The following is an 18,263-nucleotide window of genomic DNA, read 5'->3' on the forward strand; positions in this document are numbered from 1 at the left end:
AGGCCCTAAAGCAGGTCCGTTTGAAAATGCGGCGGGAACTATAGCCCGCCGCATCTGTTTGAAGGCGCCAGGATCAATAGATCTTGGAGAACTTCTCGATGTTGGTCTTGTCGAACTGGAAGGGCGGAGCCATCGCAGCCGAGTTGGTGTCGTCGAGCGTCACCTTGCCGACGCGGCCGATCGACAGCGTGGCGCCGGGCTTGGCCTCTTCCTTCTTCACTGCCAGGTCGTGGGCGAGGTAGATCGCCGAGTAGCCGAGGTCGATCGGGTTCCACAGCGCGACCGCCTGGCTGGCACCATTGTCGATGAACTTCTTGAACTCGGACGGCAGCGCCAGGCCGGTGACGTTGACCTTGCCGATCAGGTTTTCGTCGGTGACAACCTGCGCAGCCGCGACAACACCCACCGTGGTCGGCGCGATGATCGCCTTGAGGTTCGGATAGGACTTCAACAGGCCCTTCGCCTCATCCGTGCTCTTGGCCGAATCGTCATCGCCATAGACGGTGGCGACCAGCTTGATCTTCGGGAACTTCTCCGGCAGCACCTTCTTGGCCGCTTCGATCCAGGCGTTCTGGTTGGTCGCGGTCGAGGATGCCGACAGGATGGCGACATCGCCGCCTTCCGGCAGGTAGTCGGCGGCGAGCTTGATGATGGTCTCGCCGATCAGGTTGGTGTCCGACGGGTTGAGGTGGAGCTGGCGGCCTTCCTTGGCGACGCCGGAGTCCCACGAGATCACGGTGATGCCGCGATCCATCGCCTTCTTCAGCACCGGCACCAGCGCGTCGGCGTCATTAGCCGAAACGGCGATCGCGTTGACCTTCTGCGCGATCAGCGAGTTGATCACCTCGATCTGCGCCTCGGCGGTCGCCTTGGTCGGGCCGGTGTAGATGACGTCGACATCGCCAAGTTCCTTGGCCGCCTCCTCGGCACCTTTGTTGGCGGCGTCGAAGAAGCCGTTGCCGAGCGACTTCACCACCAGCGCGATCTTGACGTTCTCGGCATAGGCGGCATTCACGAACATGGCGGCGGAAAAGGCCGCCGTGACCAGCAGTTTCTTCAAAAAGCTCATCGAATATCCTCCCTTGAGCGTTGCATTCCATCGCCGCTGCGGGCGCGAGTTCTCCTCAGGCCTGCAGTGAAGATTCTTCCTTGTCGCTTGACTGCTTGCGGGCGACGACCAGCGCCACGCCCGCGGTTTCCAGCATCTTGGCCTCGCGGTCCTCGATGCCGTCGTCGGTGATCACGGTCGCGATGCGCGACAGCCCGCACAGGATCAGGCTGGAGCGCATGCGGAATTTCGAGGAATCGACCAGCACCACCAATTCGTCGGCCTGATCGATCAGCTTCTGCTCGGCCTGGATCAACAGCGGATCGCCTTCCATCAGCCCGAGCGGCCCAAGCCCCTGCGCGCCCATGAACATGCGGCGCGCATAGAAGTTGCGCGTCACGTCATTGTCGAAGGGTGACAGGATGATGTTCTGCTCGCGGTAGATCGTTCCGCCCGACAGCATCACCGTGTTCTTCGAATGTTTGAGCAGGTGCTCGGCGATCGGGAAGGAGTTGGTGAAGATCGGCATGCGGCGTCCGGTCAGGAAATGCACCATCTGGAAGGTGGTGGTGCCGCCATTGATGATGATCGGCTCGCCGTCCTTGCACAGGTCCACCGCTTCCCGCGCGATCGCCCGCTTCTGCGCGGCGTTCAGCGTCTCGTTGACCGAGAAGGGCCGGCCGGCAAGGCCGATGAACTGCGGCGGCGAGATCGCCTCGGCGCCGCCGCGCACGCGGCGCAGGCGTTTTTGCACGTGGAGGGCCGCGATATCGCGCCGGATCGTCGCCTCGGAGGAGTCCGTCAGGTCGACCATCTCCTGCACCGTCACCACAGGCTTTTCCTGGACGGCGGACAGAATGATCCTGTGGCGCTCTTTTTCGTGCATGGTTCCTCCCTGCCTGGCCATCTAGGCACTCACAACGCGCAGTGTCAATCATTTCCGATCAAATATTTTCATTGTGCAGTGCAATATGATCGATATTGATCGTTTGTGATTGACAAGAGCGTCTGTTGCGTAGACATTCCCGCCAAAATGGACCGCGCCTTTTTGCGTCCCAAGGGAGGATACACCTATGCTCGACAAGCGCTCCGGCTCGCGCCTCGCCAATCTGTGGGACGATGCAAAAGTCGAAGGGATGAGCGGCCCCGAGCTTCTGGTCTATCGCTCGAACACGCTCGGCTCCGACAAGCGCGTCACCAACTACGGCGGCGGCAACACCTCCTCCAAGGTCTGGCAGAAGGACCCGCTCACCGGAGAGGATGTCGAGGTGCTTTGGGTCAAGGGCTCGGGCGGCGACAGCGCCTCGATCAAGCTCGACGGCTTCGCCACCCTCTACATGGAAAAGTTGCGCGCGCTGAAGGGCCTCTATCGCGGCGTCGAGCATGAAGATCAGATGGTGGGCTACCTGCCCCACTGTACATTCAGTCTTAACCCACGCGCGGCCTCGATCGACACGCCGCTGCATGCCTTCGTGCCGAAGCCTCATGTCGACCACATGCATCCCGATGCGATCATAGCCATTGCCGCCGCCAAGGATTCCAGGGCGATCACGAAGGAAGTCTTCGGCGACGCCATCGGCTGGCTGCCCTGGAAGCGGCCGGGCTTCGAGCTCGGCCTGTGGCTGGAGAAATTCTGCCTCGAAAATCCCGATGCCAAGGGCGTGGTGCTCGAAAGCCACGGCCTGTTCACCTGGGGCGACACGCCGAAGGCGTGCTACGAGACGACGATCTCGGTGATCAACCAGGCGATCGACTGGTTCGAGCGCAAGTCGCAAGGCAAGGCGATCTTCGGCGGCGAGGTGGTGAAGTCGCTCGACGCGCCGGCGCGCCGCGCCATTGCCGCGAAACTGATGCCGAGGATCCGCGGCCTGATCTCCGAAAAGAGCCACAAGCTCGGCCATTTCGACGATCAGCCGGCGGTGCTGGAGTTCGTCAATTCGAAAGACCTGCGACCGCTGGCGGCGCTGGGCACCTCGTGCCCGGATCATTTCCTGCGCACCAAGATCCGGCCGCTGGTGATCGAGTTCGATCCGGCAAAGCCGGACGTCGACGCCGTCATCGCGCGTCTGGCAGACGACATTGCCGCCTATCGTGTCGGCTACCAGGCTTACTACGACAGCTGCAAGCACGCGGACTCGCCCGCCATTCGCGATCCCAATGCCGTTGTCTATCTGATGCCCGGCGTCGGCATGTTCACTTTCGCCGGCGACAAGGCGACGGCCCGCATCTCCGGCGAGTTCTACGTCAACGCCATCAACGTCATGCGCGGCGCCTCGACCGTCTCGTCCTATGTCGGCCTGCCCGCGCAAGAAGCCTTCGACATCGAATACTGGCTGCTCGAGGAGGCGAAGCTTCTGCGGCTGCCGAAGCCGAAGGCGCTGGCCGGCCAGATCGCGCTGGTCACCGGCGGCGCCGGCGGCATCGGCCGCGCCGCCGCCAACCGCCTGCTGCGTGAAGGCGCCTGCGTGGTGCTCGCGGACATCGACGAAGCGGCGCTCGCCGGCGCCCACGAAGAGCTGTCGAAGGCCTACGGAAAAGACTTCATCCGGCCGATGCGGATCGACGTTACTTCGGAAGATCAGGTCGCCTCGGGCTTTGCCGAAACTTCGGTCGAATTCGGCGGCATCGACATTCTGGTCTCCAACGCCGGTCTCGCCTCCTCCGCTCCCATCGAGGAGACCACGCTGGCGCTGTGGAACAAGAACATGGACATCCTGTCCACTGGCTATTTCCTCGTCTCGCGCGAGGCGTTCCGGCTGTTCCGCGCGCAGAAGATCGGTGGCAACGTCGTCTTCGTCGCCTCCAAGAACGGGCTTGCCGCTTCGCCCAACGCCGCCGCTTACTGCACCGCAAAGGCGGCCGAGATCCATCTGGCGCGCTGCCTGGCGCTGGAAGGGGCGGAGGCGCAGATCAGGGTCAACGTCGTCAATCCGGACGCGGTGCTGCGCGGCTCCAAGATCTGGTCCGGCGAGTGGAAGGAACAGCGCGCCGCCGCCTACAAGATGTCGACCGACGATCTGGAAGAGCACTACCGTTCGCGCTCGATGCTGAAGCGATCGGTCTTCCCGGAGGACATTGCGGAAGCGATCTACTTCTTCGCCTCCGACATGTCAGCCAAGTCGACCGGCAACATCATCAATGTCGATGCCGGCAACGCGCAGAGCTTTACGCGGTAGCCCTTCCTTCTCCCCGTTCTACGGGGAGAAGGTGCCGGCAGGCGGATGAGGGGCAGCGCCGGCCGAACGAGTACTGGGAGGAAATTGCAGTGTCCGAAACCATCATCTCCGCCGACCTCGTCGCCAAGCACAACGCGGCGCGCAAGGCCGAACTCGAGCGCGACTATCAATCGCTCGGCGAGCGCCTCGACCGGCGGGGCATCGCCATCGACGCCATCCGCGACAAGGTGGAAAAATTCGGCGTGGCGATCCCGTCCTGGGGCGTCGGCACCGGCGGCACGCGCTTTGCACGCTTCCCGGGCCCCGGCGAGCCGCGCGATATCTTCGACAAGATAGAGGACTGCGCCGTCATCGCTCAACTCACCCAGGCGACGCCGACCGTCTCGCTGCATATCCCGTGGGACAAAGCCGAGCCGAACCGGCTGAAGCAGGCCGCGTCCCGCTTCGGCCTCGGCTTCGACGCCATGAACTCCAATACCTTCTCCGACGCCAAGGACCAAAAACTCTCCTACAAGTTCGGCTCGCTGTCGCACGCCGACGCCGGCACGCGCCGGCAGGCGATCGAGCACAATCTCGAATGCATCGAGATCGGCAAGACGCTCGGCTCCAAGGCGCTGACGGTGTGGATCGGCGACGGCTCGAACTTCCCCGGCCAGGTCAATTTCGCACGGGCCTTCGAGCGCTATCTCGACGCCATGCGCGAGATCTACGCCGGTCTGCCCGACGACTGGCGGCTGTTCACCGAGCACAAGATGTACGAGCCGGCTTTCTATTCGACGGTCGTGCAGGATTGGGGCACTAATTACATCATCGCCAAGGAGCTCGGCGACAAGGCCTTCTGTCTGGTCGACCTCGGTCACCATGCGCCCAACGTCAACATCGAGATGATCGTGTCGCGACTGATCCAGTTCGGCAAATTGGGCGGCTTCCATTTCAACGATTCCAAATACGGCGATGACGACCTCGATGCCGGCTCGATCGATCCGTACCGGCTGTTCCTGGTCTTCAACGAGCTGGTCGATGCCGAGCTTTCGGGCGCGAAAGGATTCAATCCCGCGCATATGCTCGACCAGAGCCACAACGTCACCGATCCGATCGAGAGCCTGATGCTGTCGGCGGTCGAGGTGCAGCGCGCCTATGCGCAGGCGCTGCTGGTCGACCGCACGGCGCTCGAAGGTTTTCAGGAAGAGAACGATGCGCTGATCGCGACGCAGACGCTGAAAAGCGCCTACCGCACCGATGTCGAGCCGATCCTCGCCATGGCGCGCCTCAGGACCAGTGGCGCGATCGATCCGGTCGCTGTCTATCGCGAGGCCGGGTATCGGGCGAAGGTGGCGGCGGAGCGGCCGGCCGTCGCCAGCGGCGGCGGCGGCATCGTCTGACACGCTCCCCCTCATCCGGCCGCTTCGCGGCCACCTTCTCCCCCGAGGGGAGAAGAGGTTGGCATCGGCGCCCACAAGCTCCTCTCCCCTTGGGGAGAGGTCGGATTGCCCTGAATTCCCCTTCGCAATTCGGTTGGCAATCCGGGTGAGGGGGCTCTGCCAGGCGCTACTTCAATTGTTATTGGACTAACGCGCTCCGAGGGTTTTTCCTAGGCAACCCCACACCCCGGAGCCCCGCCATGCATATCACCCGCCGGACGCTGATCGCCGTCAGCCTTTCTCTCACCGTTGCCTTTACACTTCCGGCCGCAGTCTTCGCCGCCTCGCCCGCCCCGGCCAAGGGCGAGCACGGCATGGTGGTGACGGCCCAGCATCTCGCCACCGAAGTCGGCGTCGAGGTGCTGAAGAAGGGAGGCAACGCGGTCGATGCGGCGATTGCCGTCGGCTATGCGCTGGCCGTGGTCTATCCCAACGCCGGCAATATCGGCGGCGGCGGGTTCATGACCATCCGGCTGAAGGATGGCCGTTCGACCTTCATCGACTTCCGCGAGCGCGCGCCGCTTGCCGCGACCAAGACCATGTATCTCGACAAGGAGGGCAAGCCGGTGAAGGGCGCCAGCCTCGACGGCTATCTTGCCGTCGGTGTGCCAGGTTCGGTCGCGGGCTTCGAGATGGCGCGCGAAAAATACGGCACGCTGTCCAGGCAGGATCTGATGGCGCCGGCCATTGCCTATGCCAGGGACGGCTTCGTCCTTAACCAGGGCGACGCCGCTTCTTTCGCGGGCAGCGCCGCGCGGCTGGCGAAGGACCCGGCGGCGGCGGCCATCTTCCTGAAACCGGATGGCAAGACCTACGGCATTGGCGAGCGACTGGTGCAGCCGGATCTCGCCGCTTCGCTTTCGGCGATCTCCGAGAAGGGAGCCGACGCCTTCTACAAGGGCGGCATCGCCGATGCCATCGTCAAGGCCAGCGGCGCCAAGGGCGGCATCCTCGCCAAGGCCGATTTCGAGCAATATACGGTGCGCGAGCTGAAGCCCGTGACCTGCTCCTATCGCGGCTACGAGATCATCTCCTCGCCGCCGCCGAGCTCTGGCGGCGTGATCATCTGCGAGATCCTCAACGTGCTGGAGGATTATCCGCTGTCTTATCTCGGCGCCGGCTCTGCCGAGACGGTCCACGTCATGGTCGAGGCGATGCGCTACGCCTATGTCGACCGCAATTCGGCGCTGGGCGACCCGGATTTCGTCGACAATCCGGTCTCAAAACTGCTCGACAAAGCTTACGCCAAACAAATCCGCGACAAGATCGACCCATTCCGTGCCGGCGTCTCGAAGGATCTGATGCCTAAAGACTTCGGCGAGTCGAAGGAGACCACCCACTACTCGATCATCGACAATGACGGCAATGCGGTGGCGGTGACCTATACGCTCAACGGCTCGTTTGGCGCCGGCGTCGTCGCCGACGGCACCGGTATCCTGCTCAACAACGAGATGGACGATTTCACCCAGAAGCCGGGCGTGCCCAACCTTTACGGCTTGGTCCAGGGCGAGGCCAATGCCATCAAGCCGAAGAAGACGCCGCTGTCCTCGATGAGCCCGACGATCGTCACCAAGGACGGCAAGCCGTTCATGGTCATCGGCAGCCCGGGCGGCTCACGCATCATCACCATCACGCTGGAGGCGATCGTCAACGTCGTCGACCACGGCATGAACATCCAGGAGGCGATCGACGCGCCGCGCATCCACCATCAATGGCTGCCTGACACCATCTATGTCGAACCGTTCGGGCTTTCGCCCGACACCGAAAGGCTGCTGGCCGGCATGGGCTATCACCTCGACCTCGGCGACCAGACCTGGGGCCAGGCGGCCGGCATCCTGGTCGGCGGCAAAAGCCTGGCGGAAATCGGGAAGGGCGGCGGCGCGCGCTACAACGGCGCCATCGACAGCCGCGCCGCTTCCGGCGAGGCGCTTGGATATTAGATGACCAGCGTGACGGTTGAGGCGATGAGCAACACCGCGGCGATGCCGACGAACAGCGCATAGATGCGCGGCCGGTCGAGCAGCAGCGCGTTGCCGGAGATCCAGGCCGACGTGGCGCCGCCGAGCGCGAACAGGAAGCCGTTGCGGTGGCCGAAAGTCATCGAGGCGGCCATCAGGCCGCCGATGATCAGTGCTCCGAACACGATGATGACGGCGACGGCGTATTTCTCGAAATCGTTGCCGCTGCCCATCGCCGGCCCCATGGCGTTGAGATTCGGCAGATCGTCCGGATCGAAGGGGCTGGCCGAGCCATATTCGTCTTGACCGAGGGATTCGCGCATCATTCGTTCTCCGCTGAGCGGCAACAAACCATCAACGCTTGCCGATGGCAACCGGCAACGCCATCGCTGTCATGCGTTCGCCGTACGGCTGGTGCCAACGTGCCACGGTTTCCTGGACAGGCTCAACGACCGAGGATGCGCTCCGGTTCCACAGGCTTGATCTATCTGGAAAAATCGCTGCGCACGATGCCGTGCCGCTGCAGCTTATCGTAGAAGGTCTTGCGCGGGATGCCGAGCGCCTCGATCGTGCGCCGTACATCGCCGTCGTTGCGACCAAGTGTCTCGCGGATGATCTCGGCCTCGTAGCGCTCCAGCCGTTCCGGCAAGGGCATGGAGGCATCCGAGTCGGTCGGCTGAGGGGAAGGGTAGCCGCCGATCTCCTCCAGTCCGAGCACGAAGCGCTCGGCGAAATGGGCGAGCTCGCGGACATTGCCGGGCCAGTCGTGTTCCCTCAGATGACGCTGGACGGCCGCCGGCGCCGCAGGCACGGGGCGGTGGAAGCGGGCGGCGGCGCGCTCCGCGAAATAGCCGAACAGCAGCGGCACGTCGTCCCGGCGCTCGCGCAGGGGTGGGATCGAAAGCGTCACCACATTGAGCCGATAGTAGAGGTCCTCGCGGAAAGCGCCGCGCTGGCTCGCGTCGCCGAGATCGACCTTGGCGGCGGCGACGACGCGCAGATCGACCGGCCGAACCTCGTTGGTGCCAAGCGGCGTCACCTCGCGCATTTCCAGCACGCGCAGCATCTGCACCTGCGTCGAAGGCGGCATGCTTTCGATCTCGTCGAGGAACAGTGTGCCGCCGCTCGAATGCTCGATGCGCCCGATCCGCTTCTTCTGCGCGCCGGTGAAGGCGCCGGCCTCATGGCCGAACAACTCGCTCTCGATCACCGTCTCCGGCAGCGTGCCGCAATTGAGCGCTACGAAATTGCCCTTGGCGCGGCGGCTCCAGCGGTGCAGCAGGCTCGCCACCACTTCTTTGCCGGAGCCGGTCTCGCCGGTCACCAGCACGTCGACATCGGTGTCGGCAATTTGTCTGAGCGTGCGGCGCAGCCGCTCCATGGCCGGCGTCTGGCCGATCAGCGGCAGGCCTTCCTGCGCCTGCTCGGCCGCCTCGCGTAAGGAGCGGTTCTCCATCACAAGGCGGCGTTTCTCCGCCGCGCGCCATACACTTTGCGCCAGCCGGTCGGCCGCGAACGGCTTGGTGATGAAATCATAGGCGCCATCCTTGATCGCCTTGACCGCCATGGCGATGTCGCCATGCCCGGTGACCAGAATGACGGGGATATCCGGGTCGAGGTCAACCACGCGGTCGAAGAGCTGCAGGCCATCCATTTCGGGCATGCGGATGTCTGACACCAAGACGCCGGCAAAGCCGGCATCGAGGCCGGCAAGGGCCTCGCTTGCCGAGGAAAAGGCAGACACGTCAAAACCGGCAAGCTCCAGCGTCTGTTTTGTCGCCTTGAGCAGTTCGCTGTCGTCGTCGATCAGGATGACCGGATTGCCGTTCGTCATGTCGCGCCAGCCTTCGAGAGATGGATGGTGAAGCGGGTGCCGCTGCCGCTGCTTGCCACATCGATGCGGCCGCCATAATCGGCGACGATATCTTTCGAGATGACCAGGCCGAGCCCGAGCCCCCTTTCCTTCGACGTGTTGAACGGTGTGAACAGCGATTTCAGGATCGCGGGCGGGATGCCTGGGCCGTTATCGGACACGATCAGAGCAACGCCGTCGGCGGTTTCCGCGGCGGACACTTCGACCCGCGCACCGTCGCGGCCTTCCAGGGCTTCCAGCGCGTTCTGGAACAGGTTGATCAGCACCTGTTCGAGCCGCAGCCGGTTGCCCATCACCTTGAGCGCCGGTGGCGGCAGCGTGATCGCCAGCGCCTCCAGTCGCCCGGCAAAACGGCTCCTGAGCAATACGACCGCACCCTCGATGACGCTGCGCAGCTCGACCGGCTCGGCGGCGGTACGACCCTTGCGCGCGAAGGCTTTCAGCTCTTCGGTGATGGAGCCGATGCGCTCGGTAAGCGCTGCAATCGCGTCGAGGTTTTCCTCGGCCGGCGCGCTCTGCTTGCGCTCCAGGAAGACGCGGGCGTTGTCCGCATAGGCGCGAATGGTGGCGACCGGCTGGTTGATCTCATGCGCGACGCCCGCGGCAACCTGGCCGAGGGTCGCAAGACGGTTGGCCTGCACCAGATCCTGCTGCATGACCTGCAGTCTCGCTTCGGTGCTGCGGTGATCGGCGATCTCGGCCTGCAGCCGGTCTCGCGCGAGGCTCAGATCCTGGGTGCGCTCGACGACGCGGCGTTCGAGCTCCGCGCGCGCCGCCTGCTCGGCGGCAATCCGCATCTGGGCGGACTGCCGGCGCCACAACAGATAGGCGGCTAACGCAAGGAGCGGGACGAGGACGCCGAGCGCCAAGAGCCGCATTTCGCGCTGGGCCGAGGCGATGGGCGCCTCCGCCGGAACGAGATAGTCGAGCCGCCACGGCGTCGAGGGCACGGCCGTGGCTAGCCGCAGATATTCCGCGTCGCTGCCGCCAGGCGTGATGGCATGGACGAGCGCGACATCGGGGCTGAGCGGTCGCGGCCTCGTGATCGGCAAAGGCACCAGCGGCGCGTCGCCAAATTGCTGGCTTGCCCGGATCCCGGCAAGCACCGGCTGGCCAAGCGGCGCCGTCGTCATGAAGCGCCAGGAGGGCACGCTTGTGATCAGCACCACGCCATGCTCGTCGCTGACATAGGCCGGGCGGTTCGCCTCGTGCCAGTCGGCCTCGAGCTGGTCGAACTCCATCTTGACCACGACGACGCCGAGTGGGGCGGCCGCGCTGCCGACGCGGCGCGAAATGTAGAGGCCCGGCCGCTTGCTGACATTGCCGAGCGCGAAATACTCGGCTGTGCCGGACTGCATGGCCCCCGAGAAATAGGCGCGAAAGCCGTAGTCGTTGCCGACGAAGCTCACCGGCTCGCGCCAGTTGCTCGAAGCGATGGCCAGCCCGTCCGTGCCGGTAACATAAAGCACCGAGGCCTTGGTGCCGGAAACCAGCCCTTCGAGCTTGCGATTGAGCACGTCGATCGCGGCGGGGCTGCGCTCGGTCAGTGCATCATGCACCTGCTGGTCCTCGGACAGAAGCAGCGGCAGCGCGCGCGGATTCTCCAGCACCGCGCGCAGCAGCGCGACCTTGAGATTGGCGTCGGTGCGTCCCTGAGCGGCCAGCGCCTCGATCTCGGTCGAGCGGCCATAGAGGCCGGCGCCGTAGAGTGCTGCGGCAACGATCAGCAACGCTATCGCTGCAAACAGCAGCCAGGCGCGCCGCGCCCGCCCGGCAAGCAGTTCGGGTGTCAGGGGAGCGGCGGAGCGTTGCAGCATGCCGCATTTGTGCATGATTTCGCACAAAGCACAATTCGACCTATGCGGATCGCCGCACGCGGTATCTTGGACAGAAAATCTTTCAAGCCAAAAAGTTGAATGAAATCAGTCTGAAATGCCGTCGGCTCGAATCTGGCACGCGCGTTGCAAATGCTTACGCAGCAGCCGCGAGGCTGTGGAGGTCAAATGCCCCGGGAGGTCGAGCTTCTCGATCGGGGCTGAACGGAGGATATCATGCAGACGGCTATCGCTGCCGCGGAACCGCGCGGCAAAATTCCCTTTTACCGGCATCTCTACGTGCAGGTCCTGGTGGCGATCGCCGCCGGCATCCTGCTCGGCCATTTCTATCCCGACATCGGCGCCTCGCTGAAGCCGCTTGGCGACGCCTTCATCAAGCTGGTCAAGATGGTCATCGCGCCGGTGATCTTCCTGACGGTCGCGACCGGCATCGCCGGTGTCTCCGACCTGCACAAGGTCGGTCGCGTCGCCGGCAAGGCGATGATCTATTTCCTCATCTTCTCGACGCTGGCGCTCGTCGTCGGCCTGGTCGTCTCCAATGTCGTCCAGCCTGGCGCCGGCATGCACATCAACCCGGCGACCCTCGACGCCTCGAAGATCTCGACCTTCACCGAGAAGGCGCATGACACGACGATCGTCGGCTTCCTGATGAACATCATCCCCGACACCATCACCGGCGCCTTCGCCCAGGGCGACATCCTGCAGGTGCTGTTCTTCTCGGTGCTGTTCGGCGTGGCGCTGGCGCTCGTCGGCGACCGCGGCCGCCCGGTGGTCGATTTCCTGCAGGCGCTCACCGCGCCGATCTTCCGCCTCGTCGCCATCCTGATGAAGGCTGCCCCCATCGGCGCCTTCGGCGCCATGGCCTTCACCGTCGGCAAATACGGCATCGGCACGATCGCCAACCTCGCCTTGCTGATCGGCACTTTCTACCTGACGTCGCTGCTCTTCGTGCTGGTCGTGCTCGGCGCCGTCGCATGGTACAACGGCTTCTCCATCCTGGCGCTGATCCGCTACATCAAGGAAGAGCTGCTGCTGGTGCTCGGCACCTCATCCTCGGAAGCAGCGCTTCCCGGCTTGATGGCCAAGATGGAACGCGCCGGCTGCAACCGCTCGGTGGTCGGCCTGGTCATTCCGACCGGCTATTCCTTCAACCTCGACGGCACCAACATCTACATGACGCTGGCAGCGCTGTTCATCGCCCAGGCGACCGACACGCCGCTCACCTTCGGCGACCAGATCCTGCTGCTGCTCGTCGCCATGCTGAGCTCAAAGGGTGCCGCCGGCATCACCGGCGCCGGCTTCATCACTTTGGCCGCCACGCTCTCGGTCGTGCCTTCGGTGCCGGTCGCCGGCATGGCGCTGATCCTCGGCGTCGACCGCTTCATGTCGGAGTGCCGCGCGCTGACCAACTTCGTCGGCAACGCGGTGGCGACCGTCGTCGTGGCGCGCTGGGAAGGCGAGCTCGACCAGAAGCAGTTCGCAGCCGCCATGGCCGGCCAGCTGCCGGAAGAAGCAGACCTCGCGCTGTCAGGCGGCCTGCAGCCCGCCTGAGCGACCGAAGCAGTTCCAGGAAAAGTGTCCACCGGTTTTCCGTCCGGAATTGCGCCAACAAAAGAGGCATCCTCCCGATGCCGAACAGGCCGCGGCTCTGCCGCGGCCTGTTCTTTTTATCGGACGCCGCATAGGGTGCGCGGGCCGGTTTTCCCGCCGGTGTAACCATTCAGCCGTGAGGGCGGTCGATGAGCAGCGCGTTTCCCGAGATCTACCTTCTCCGTCATGGCGAAACGGAATGGAGCGCATCGGGCAAGCACACCGGCCGCACCGACATTCCGCTGACCGCGAGAGGCGAGGAGGCAGCGCGCGCCATTGCCGGTCGCCTCGCGGGCCTGACCTTCCAGGCGGTCTGGTCCAGCCCGTCGCAGCGCGCCTTCGACACCTGCCGGCTCGCCGGCTTCGGCGAACGCGCCGTGAAGAAGCCGGACCTGCAGGAATGGGACTATGGCGCCTATGAAGGCGTAACGACGAAGGAGATCCTTGCCGGGCGCCCCGGCTGGCAGCTGTTTCGCGACGGCTGTCCGGGCGGCGAGGCGGCAGCCGATGTCGGCTCCAGGGCCGACGCGATCATCGCCGGACTGCGCGCCGTCGCCGGCAATGTGCTCATTTTTTCCAGTGGGCATTTCCTGCGCGTGCTTGCGGCGCGCTGGGTCGGCCTCCCACCTCAGGGCGGCGCGCACTTCGTGTTCGATACCGCCAGCCTCAGCATCCTCGGCTATGAGCACGATCTGACCGAGCCTGTCATCCGGCGATGGAACCAGAATTAGTCCGGCCGGATAGCACATCGGATGCCTTGGAGATTGGGCGAAACGCCTTACGCCTCGTCATCCTATGGCGGAGCAAGGAGCGAAGCGACGCGGCGCAGACCATAGGATCCATGCCGTGGCTTCGACGAGTTGCGACGGTCCAGAATTCTGCTCCGCCGCGCTCTTGGCTAAGGTCACGGCATGGATCCTTGGGTCTTCGCACCGCTTCGCGGCGCTACGCCCAAGGATGACGACGTTAGGGGAGCTTCGAAACCATTGTGTCAAAAAGCTAAGCTGAAAGCATCGCCAGCTCCTCGGCCGTCAGATGCCGCGCCTTGCCTTTCGCCAGCTCGCCAAGCTGCAGCCGCCCGATCGCCACCCGCACCAGCCTCAGCACCTCGACGTCGAAAGCGCCGAGCAGGCGGCGGATCTGGCGGTTGCGGCCTTCGTCGAGCACGATCTCCAGCCACGCCGTGCGTCCGCCGCTGCGCAAGAGCTCGATCGAGCTTGCTGTCAGCAATTCTCCGTCGACGACTGCACCAGTGCGGAACCGCTCGAGCATCGCTTCGTCAGGGGCGGAAGCGATCTGCACGTGATAGGTCTTGGCGACATGCGAGGCGGGGTCGAGCAGGCCGTTCGCCCAGCGCGTGTCGTTGGTCATCAAGAGCAGACCTTCGCTTGCCTTGTCGAGGCGTCCGACCGCCGAAACGAAGGGCAGCTCTAAATCGGTAAGACAGTCATAGACGGTGCCTCGCCCTTCGGGATCGTCGCGCGTGGTGACCAGCCCGCGCGGCTTGTTGAGCATCAGATAGACTTTTCGCTCCGCGGCGACCTGCGCGCCATCGACTGTGATGCGATCGCGATCTGGATAGACGCGCAGCGACGGGTCGCGCGCCACCTTGCCGGCAACGCGCACGCGTCCCTCGCCGATCATGAGCTCGGCCTGCTTGCGCGAGCAGAATCCAAGCTTCGACAGCGCCCGGTTGAGGCTGACTTTCCCGGCGATGGGTCGTCGCGCGAGTTCGGCAGACGGTCGTACAGGCTTGCGTGTCATCGGCCGACAGATGCCATGCAACGCGACGCATGCGCAACCTGACAGGCTTAATGTTGACTGTTGAATTCATGTTTCGTAGTCAACCGGCTCGATGATGGATTTCGAAAACCTGGCATGTGGGAGAAGGAGCGGGGATCGTGACGGACAATCATGGCCTCGCCGGCGCCTTGGCAGACTGTTCGCCAGCACTCGGGACAAGAACCGGCGTGCGTAGGCGTCAGCCTTCCCGCATGACCCGGCGCGCCGCGCTTGGGCTTTTCGCACTACCTTTCGGGGCCATCCGGCCGGTTAATGCGACGGCGCGGCCGTTGCGCATCGTCTGCCTCGACGACGGCTTGGCCGAGACCTTGCTGATGCTCGGTGTCAGGCCGGTCGCCATCGCCGACCGCAAGGTCTGGGAGGAGTGGGTGGTCGAGCCGGCGCTGCCGCCGGAGGTCGCCGATATCGGCACGCTGCTCGAGCCCAATCTCGAATTTCTTCAGCAGCTCAAGCCCGACGTCATCCTCACCACCCCCTATCTCGATGGCATCAAGCCGCTGCTCGAGCGCGTCGCGCCGGTGACGACGATCGGCATCTACACGGACAACGGGCAGCCTTATCGCAATGCCGTCGAAGCCACTCGAAAGCTTGCCGGCCTAGTCGGTCGGGAAGCCGAAGGCGAGGCGCTGATCGAAGCGACCGAGGCAAAAGTCGGACGGGAACTGGCGCCGCTCGCCGCAAGGCCGGTCTATGTCGTGTCCTTCATGGATCCGCGCAACGTGCGCGTCTACGGCCGGATGAGCCTGTTCCAGGATGTGCTCGACCGCATCGGCATCCGCAACGCCTGGACCGCCGGGACCAACTACTGGGGGTTTTCGACCGTCGCCATCGACGGCCTGGCGACAGTCGATGACGCGCGTCTTGCCTATCTCGAACCCTTGCCCGCCGGAGCCGGCGGCACGCTCACCGAGAGCCCGGTCTGGAACGCGATGCCCTTCGTGCGCAATCGCTCGATCATGCGCCTGCCTCCCGTGCTGATGTTTGGCGCGCTTCCCGCTGCTGCCCGCTTCGCACGCGTGCTTGCCGAAGCGATGACAGCCCATGGCTGAAGGCTTCGGCAGCGTGGCGCAGAGCCGCGACATTGCGGCCGGCGCCAAACGCCGGGTTGCAGCCAGGCACGATTGGCGAATTGTCGCCATCCTGCTCTGCGCCGCCCTCGCCGCACTGGCTGCAGCGGCAACGCTTCGCAATCTATCCGTCCAACTGCCGTCGGCGTTCTGGCTAGACGCAGCGTTTACGCCCGACATCGACGACATGCGGCAGGTGCTGGTGCACTATGCCTTCCTGCCGAGGTTTTTCGTCAGCCTGCTCTGCGGCGCCGCGCTCGGCTTGGCCGGCACGGTGCTGCAGCAGGTGCTGCGCAACCCGCTTGCCTCGCCCGAAACCGTCGGCGTCTCCGCCGGCGCCTATCTGGCGCTGGCTCTGGCGACGCTCGCCGCGCCCTCGCTGCTTGCCTTCGGGCGCGAATGGGTGGCGCTTGCCGGCGCCTTCGCCGCCCTGGCGGCCGTGCTCGCGCTCTCCTGGCACAAGAGCTTGTCGCCGCTTTCCGTCGTGCTCGCAGGTCTCCTCGTCAGCCTCTATACCGGAGCGATCGGCGCAGCGCTGGTCGTGCTCAACCACGAATGGCTGGCGGGCCTGTTCATCTGGGGCGCCGGCTCGCTCGGCCAGCAGGATTGGGTAACGACGCTGTGGCTGCTGCCGCGTCTCAGCGCCTCCGCGCTGGCGATCGGCCTGATGACGCGGCCGCTGACTTTGCTCGGCCTCGCGGCCGCCGCGCTCGCCCGCATCGGCGGAGCGCGCCGGTTCGGTCAGCGGCTGGTAATGGCGCCGCTTCTGGGAGCCGCGTTGCTGTGGGCCGCCGATCAGGCGGTGCAGCTGGCGACCGGCCCGCAGGGCAACCTGCTGCCGACGGGCGCCGTCACCGCGCTGCTCGGCGCGCCGCTGCTGCTGTGGCTGCTGCCGCGCCTCAGTCTGGGCGCCGAACTTCCAGTGCTGGCGGCGGAGCGCCTGCCCAGGATACGGCGCTCGGGCATCCTGCTGGCGGCGATCGGTCTTGCCTTGCTTGTGGTTCTGGGTCTCGCCCTGTTTTGCGGACCCGGGCCGGACGGCTGGAGCTTCGCCTTCGGCGATCAACTGCAGCCCTTGTTGTCCTGGCGATGGCCGCGCGTGCTCGCAGCGCTTTCCGCCGGCGCCATGCTGGCGCTCGCCGGGCTGATGATGCAGCGGCTGACCGGCAATCCGATGGCAAGCCCGGAGGTTCTGGGCATCAGCGCCGGCGCCGCCCTCGGCATGGTGGTTGCGATGTTTGCCGTGTCCGATCCGGGCCGTCCCGTGCAGACCACGGCCGCCGCCGCCGGCGCCTTCGCAACTTTGCTCATCATGCTTGCCATCGGCCGCCGCGCTGCCTACGCGCCGGAGCGGCTCCTGCTTGCCGGCGTCGCGCTGACGGCCCTCTTCGACGCATTGATCTTGGTGCTCACCGCCGCCGGCGATCCGCGCGCCATGCTTCTCATCAACTGGCTGACCGGCTCGACCTATGGCGTCGATCAAGGCGCGGCGGTTCTGACGGCGTCGGTCGCGCTTTGCCTGTTGCTGACGGCGCCGCTGTTCATCCGCTAGCTCGACATGCTGCCGCTGGGCACGCCGGCGTTGCGCGCGCTCGGCGTCGATGTGGCAGGTATCCGGCTGCTGGTGCTGCTGATGGTTGCCGTGCTGACCGCCGCCGCCACGCTGATCGTCGGTCCGTTGACCTTCATCGGCCTGATGGCGTCGCATTTGGCCCGGCGCCTCGGCTTTGCCCGCGCCTTGCCGCAGGCCATCGGAGCCTTGCTTGCCGGGGCGCTGATCATGGTCCTGGCCGACTGGATCGGCCGCACTGCCATCTTCCCGCGCCAGATCCCGGCCGGTCTCGTCGCAACGCTCATCGGCGGTCCGGTGCTGATGTGGCTGTTGCGCCGCCACTGAAGATCAACCGGGCGGGGCAGGCAGCGTTTTGGGTGGGGTAAAGCACCGGCCTTTGGAGAAGCGGCGGCCGGCGCTGCTGGGTCATGGTTCCGGCGGTGCGCTCAACCGCCGGTAAGGAACGCCGTCGAAGGTTGCCGTCACGAAGCTCTTGACCGACATCCTGCGCTTGCGGCCGTCGCTGCAGGCATAGACCGGCCAGCCGGCCTCGCTGCATTCATATGCCGCGCAGATGCGGGCAAGGCAGTTGCCGACAGTCAGCCGGAAGCCACCCTTGCCGGCGAAGCCCTGCAGCAGGCTGCCATCGGCCGAACGCCACGTCCGCTGGCGAAACTCCGGCCGCAAAGCCGAGGGTTCGAGAGGGGCGGCGAGGTTGGCCGTTCCGGTACGCGCCATGAGCTGAAGACGGTAGCGGGCCATTCCGGTCGTATAGGCGGTCACAAGATCGGACTCGCGCGAATAGGCGGACGCCAGATCGGAGTGGTCGAAGAGACGAGGCAGCCTCTCGCCTGCTTCTGTTGGCCTCACTAAGGCAACAAGGGCGACAAGGGCCAGGCAAGCGCGCAACATTTCGATTTCCAGCAGCCATGCATATCTG

General features: G+C 65.0%; 13 protein-coding genes and 1 pseudogene. 7 read left to right on the forward strand and 7 right to left on the reverse strand.

The genetic code is table 11. The features are described from left to right. Positions 1–73: 73 nt before the first annotated feature. Positions 74–1,069, reverse strand: coding sequence for a rhamnose ABC transporter substrate-binding protein (gene rhaS / locus EH240_RS04075; RefSeq protein ID WP_124996133.1), 996 nt, complete (start codon positions 1,067–1,069; stop codon positions 74–76). Positions 1,070–1,124: 55 nt separating this feature from the next. Then, positions 1,125–1,934 carry a DeoR/GlpR family DNA-binding transcription regulator gene (locus EH240_RS04080; protein WP_124996134.1) on the reverse strand — a complete coding sequence of 270 codons (810 nt, stop codon included), beginning with the start codon at positions 1,932–1,934 and terminating at the stop codon, positions 1,125–1,127. Positions 1,935–2,121: 187 nt separating this feature from the next. On the opposite strand from EH240_RS04080, the gene EH240_RS04085 reads away from it, so the two are divergent. The 3 genes from EH240_RS04085 to ggt all read left to right on the forward strand — a co-directional run bounded on the left by EH240_RS04085 (position 2,122) and on the right by ggt (position 7,585). After that, positions 2,122–4,224 (forward strand): bifunctional rhamnulose-1-phosphate aldolase/short-chain dehydrogenase, encoded by a 2,103-nt coding sequence (locus EH240_RS04085; protein ID WP_124996135.1) that lies wholly within the window; start codon positions 2,122–2,124, stop codon positions 4,222–4,224. 89 nt (positions 4,225–4,313) lie between these two features. Next, positions 4,314–5,606, forward strand: coding sequence for an L-rhamnose catabolism isomerase (rhaI, locus tag EH240_RS04090; protein WP_124996136.1), 1,293 nt, complete (start codon positions 4,314–4,316; stop codon positions 5,604–5,606). A gap of 239 nt (positions 5,607–5,845) precedes the next feature. Further along, on the forward strand, positions 5,846–7,585 hold the full coding sequence (ggt, locus tag EH240_RS04095) for a gamma-glutamyltransferase (RefSeq protein ID WP_124996137.1): 1,740 nt from the start codon (positions 5,846–5,848) through the stop codon (positions 7,583–7,585). Here ggt and EH240_RS04100 read toward each other — a convergent pair. The 3 genes from EH240_RS04100 to EH240_RS04110 form a co-directional block, all read right to left on the reverse strand. Further along, entirely contained in the window at positions 7,582–7,929 is a 348-nt protein-coding gene (locus EH240_RS04100) for a hypothetical protein (protein ID WP_167483910.1), read from the reverse strand. The genes ggt and EH240_RS04100 overlap by 4 nt on opposite strands. A gap of 158 nt (positions 7,930–8,087) precedes the next feature. After that, positions 8,088–9,437 (reverse strand): sigma-54-dependent transcriptional regulator, encoded by a 1,350-nt coding sequence (locus EH240_RS04105; protein ID WP_124996138.1) that lies wholly within the window; start codon positions 9,435–9,437, stop codon positions 8,088–8,090. After that, the gene (locus EH240_RS04110) at positions 9,434–11,293 is read right to left on the reverse strand and encodes a sensor histidine kinase (RefSeq protein ID WP_124996139.1); all 1,860 of its coding nucleotides are present in this window, start codon (positions 11,291–11,293) and stop codon (positions 9,434–9,436) included. Before EH240_RS04110 ends, EH240_RS04105 begins: the two co-directional genes overlap by 4 nt. A gap of 234 nt (positions 11,294–11,527) precedes the next feature. On the opposite strand from EH240_RS04110, the gene EH240_RS04115 reads away from it, so the two are divergent. Beyond that, a complete protein-coding gene (locus tag EH240_RS04115) occupies positions 11,528–12,862 on the forward strand; it encodes a dicarboxylate/amino acid:cation symporter (protein ID WP_124996140.1) in 1,335 nt (444 codons plus the stop codon). Positions 12,863–13,050: 188 nt separating this feature from the next. Beyond that, a complete protein-coding gene (locus EH240_RS04120) occupies positions 13,051–13,632 on the forward strand; it encodes a histidine phosphatase family protein (protein ID WP_124996141.1) in 582 nt (193 codons plus the stop codon). A 268-nt stretch (positions 13,633–13,900) separates the two neighbouring features. Here the strand turns inward: EH240_RS04120 and EH240_RS04130 are convergent, their stop codons facing one another. Further along, positions 13,901–14,665, reverse strand: a complete 765-nt coding sequence (locus EH240_RS04130) for a pseudouridine synthase (protein WP_124996142.1) — start codon at positions 14,663–14,665, stop codon at positions 13,901–13,903. A gap of 230 nt (positions 14,666–14,895) precedes the next feature. Here EH240_RS04130 and EH240_RS04135 point away from each other — a divergent pair, with 230 nt between their 5' ends. Next, on the forward strand, positions 14,896–15,753 hold the full coding sequence (locus EH240_RS04135) for an ABC transporter substrate-binding protein (RefSeq protein ID WP_124996213.1): 858 nt from the start codon (positions 14,896–14,898) through the stop codon (positions 15,751–15,753). After that, positions 15,746–17,668 (forward strand): annotated as a pseudogene (locus EH240_RS04140) (iron ABC transporter permease). The gene EH240_RS04135 and the pseudogene EH240_RS04140 overlap by 8 nt, the downstream one beginning before the upstream one ends. Before the next feature lie 81 nt (positions 17,669–17,749). Here EH240_RS04140 and EH240_RS04145 read toward each other — a convergent pair. Further along, positions 17,750–18,235, reverse strand: coding sequence for a hypothetical protein (locus EH240_RS04145; RefSeq protein WP_245435821.1), 486 nt, complete (start codon positions 18,233–18,235; stop codon positions 17,750–17,752). Positions 18,236–18,263: the final 28 nt, after the last annotated feature.

Origin of the sequence: Mesorhizobium tamadayense (assembly GCF_003863365.1) — a bacterium.
Lineage (GTDB): Bacteria > Pseudomonadota > Alphaproteobacteria > Rhizobiales > Rhizobiaceae > Mesorhizobium > Mesorhizobium tamadayense.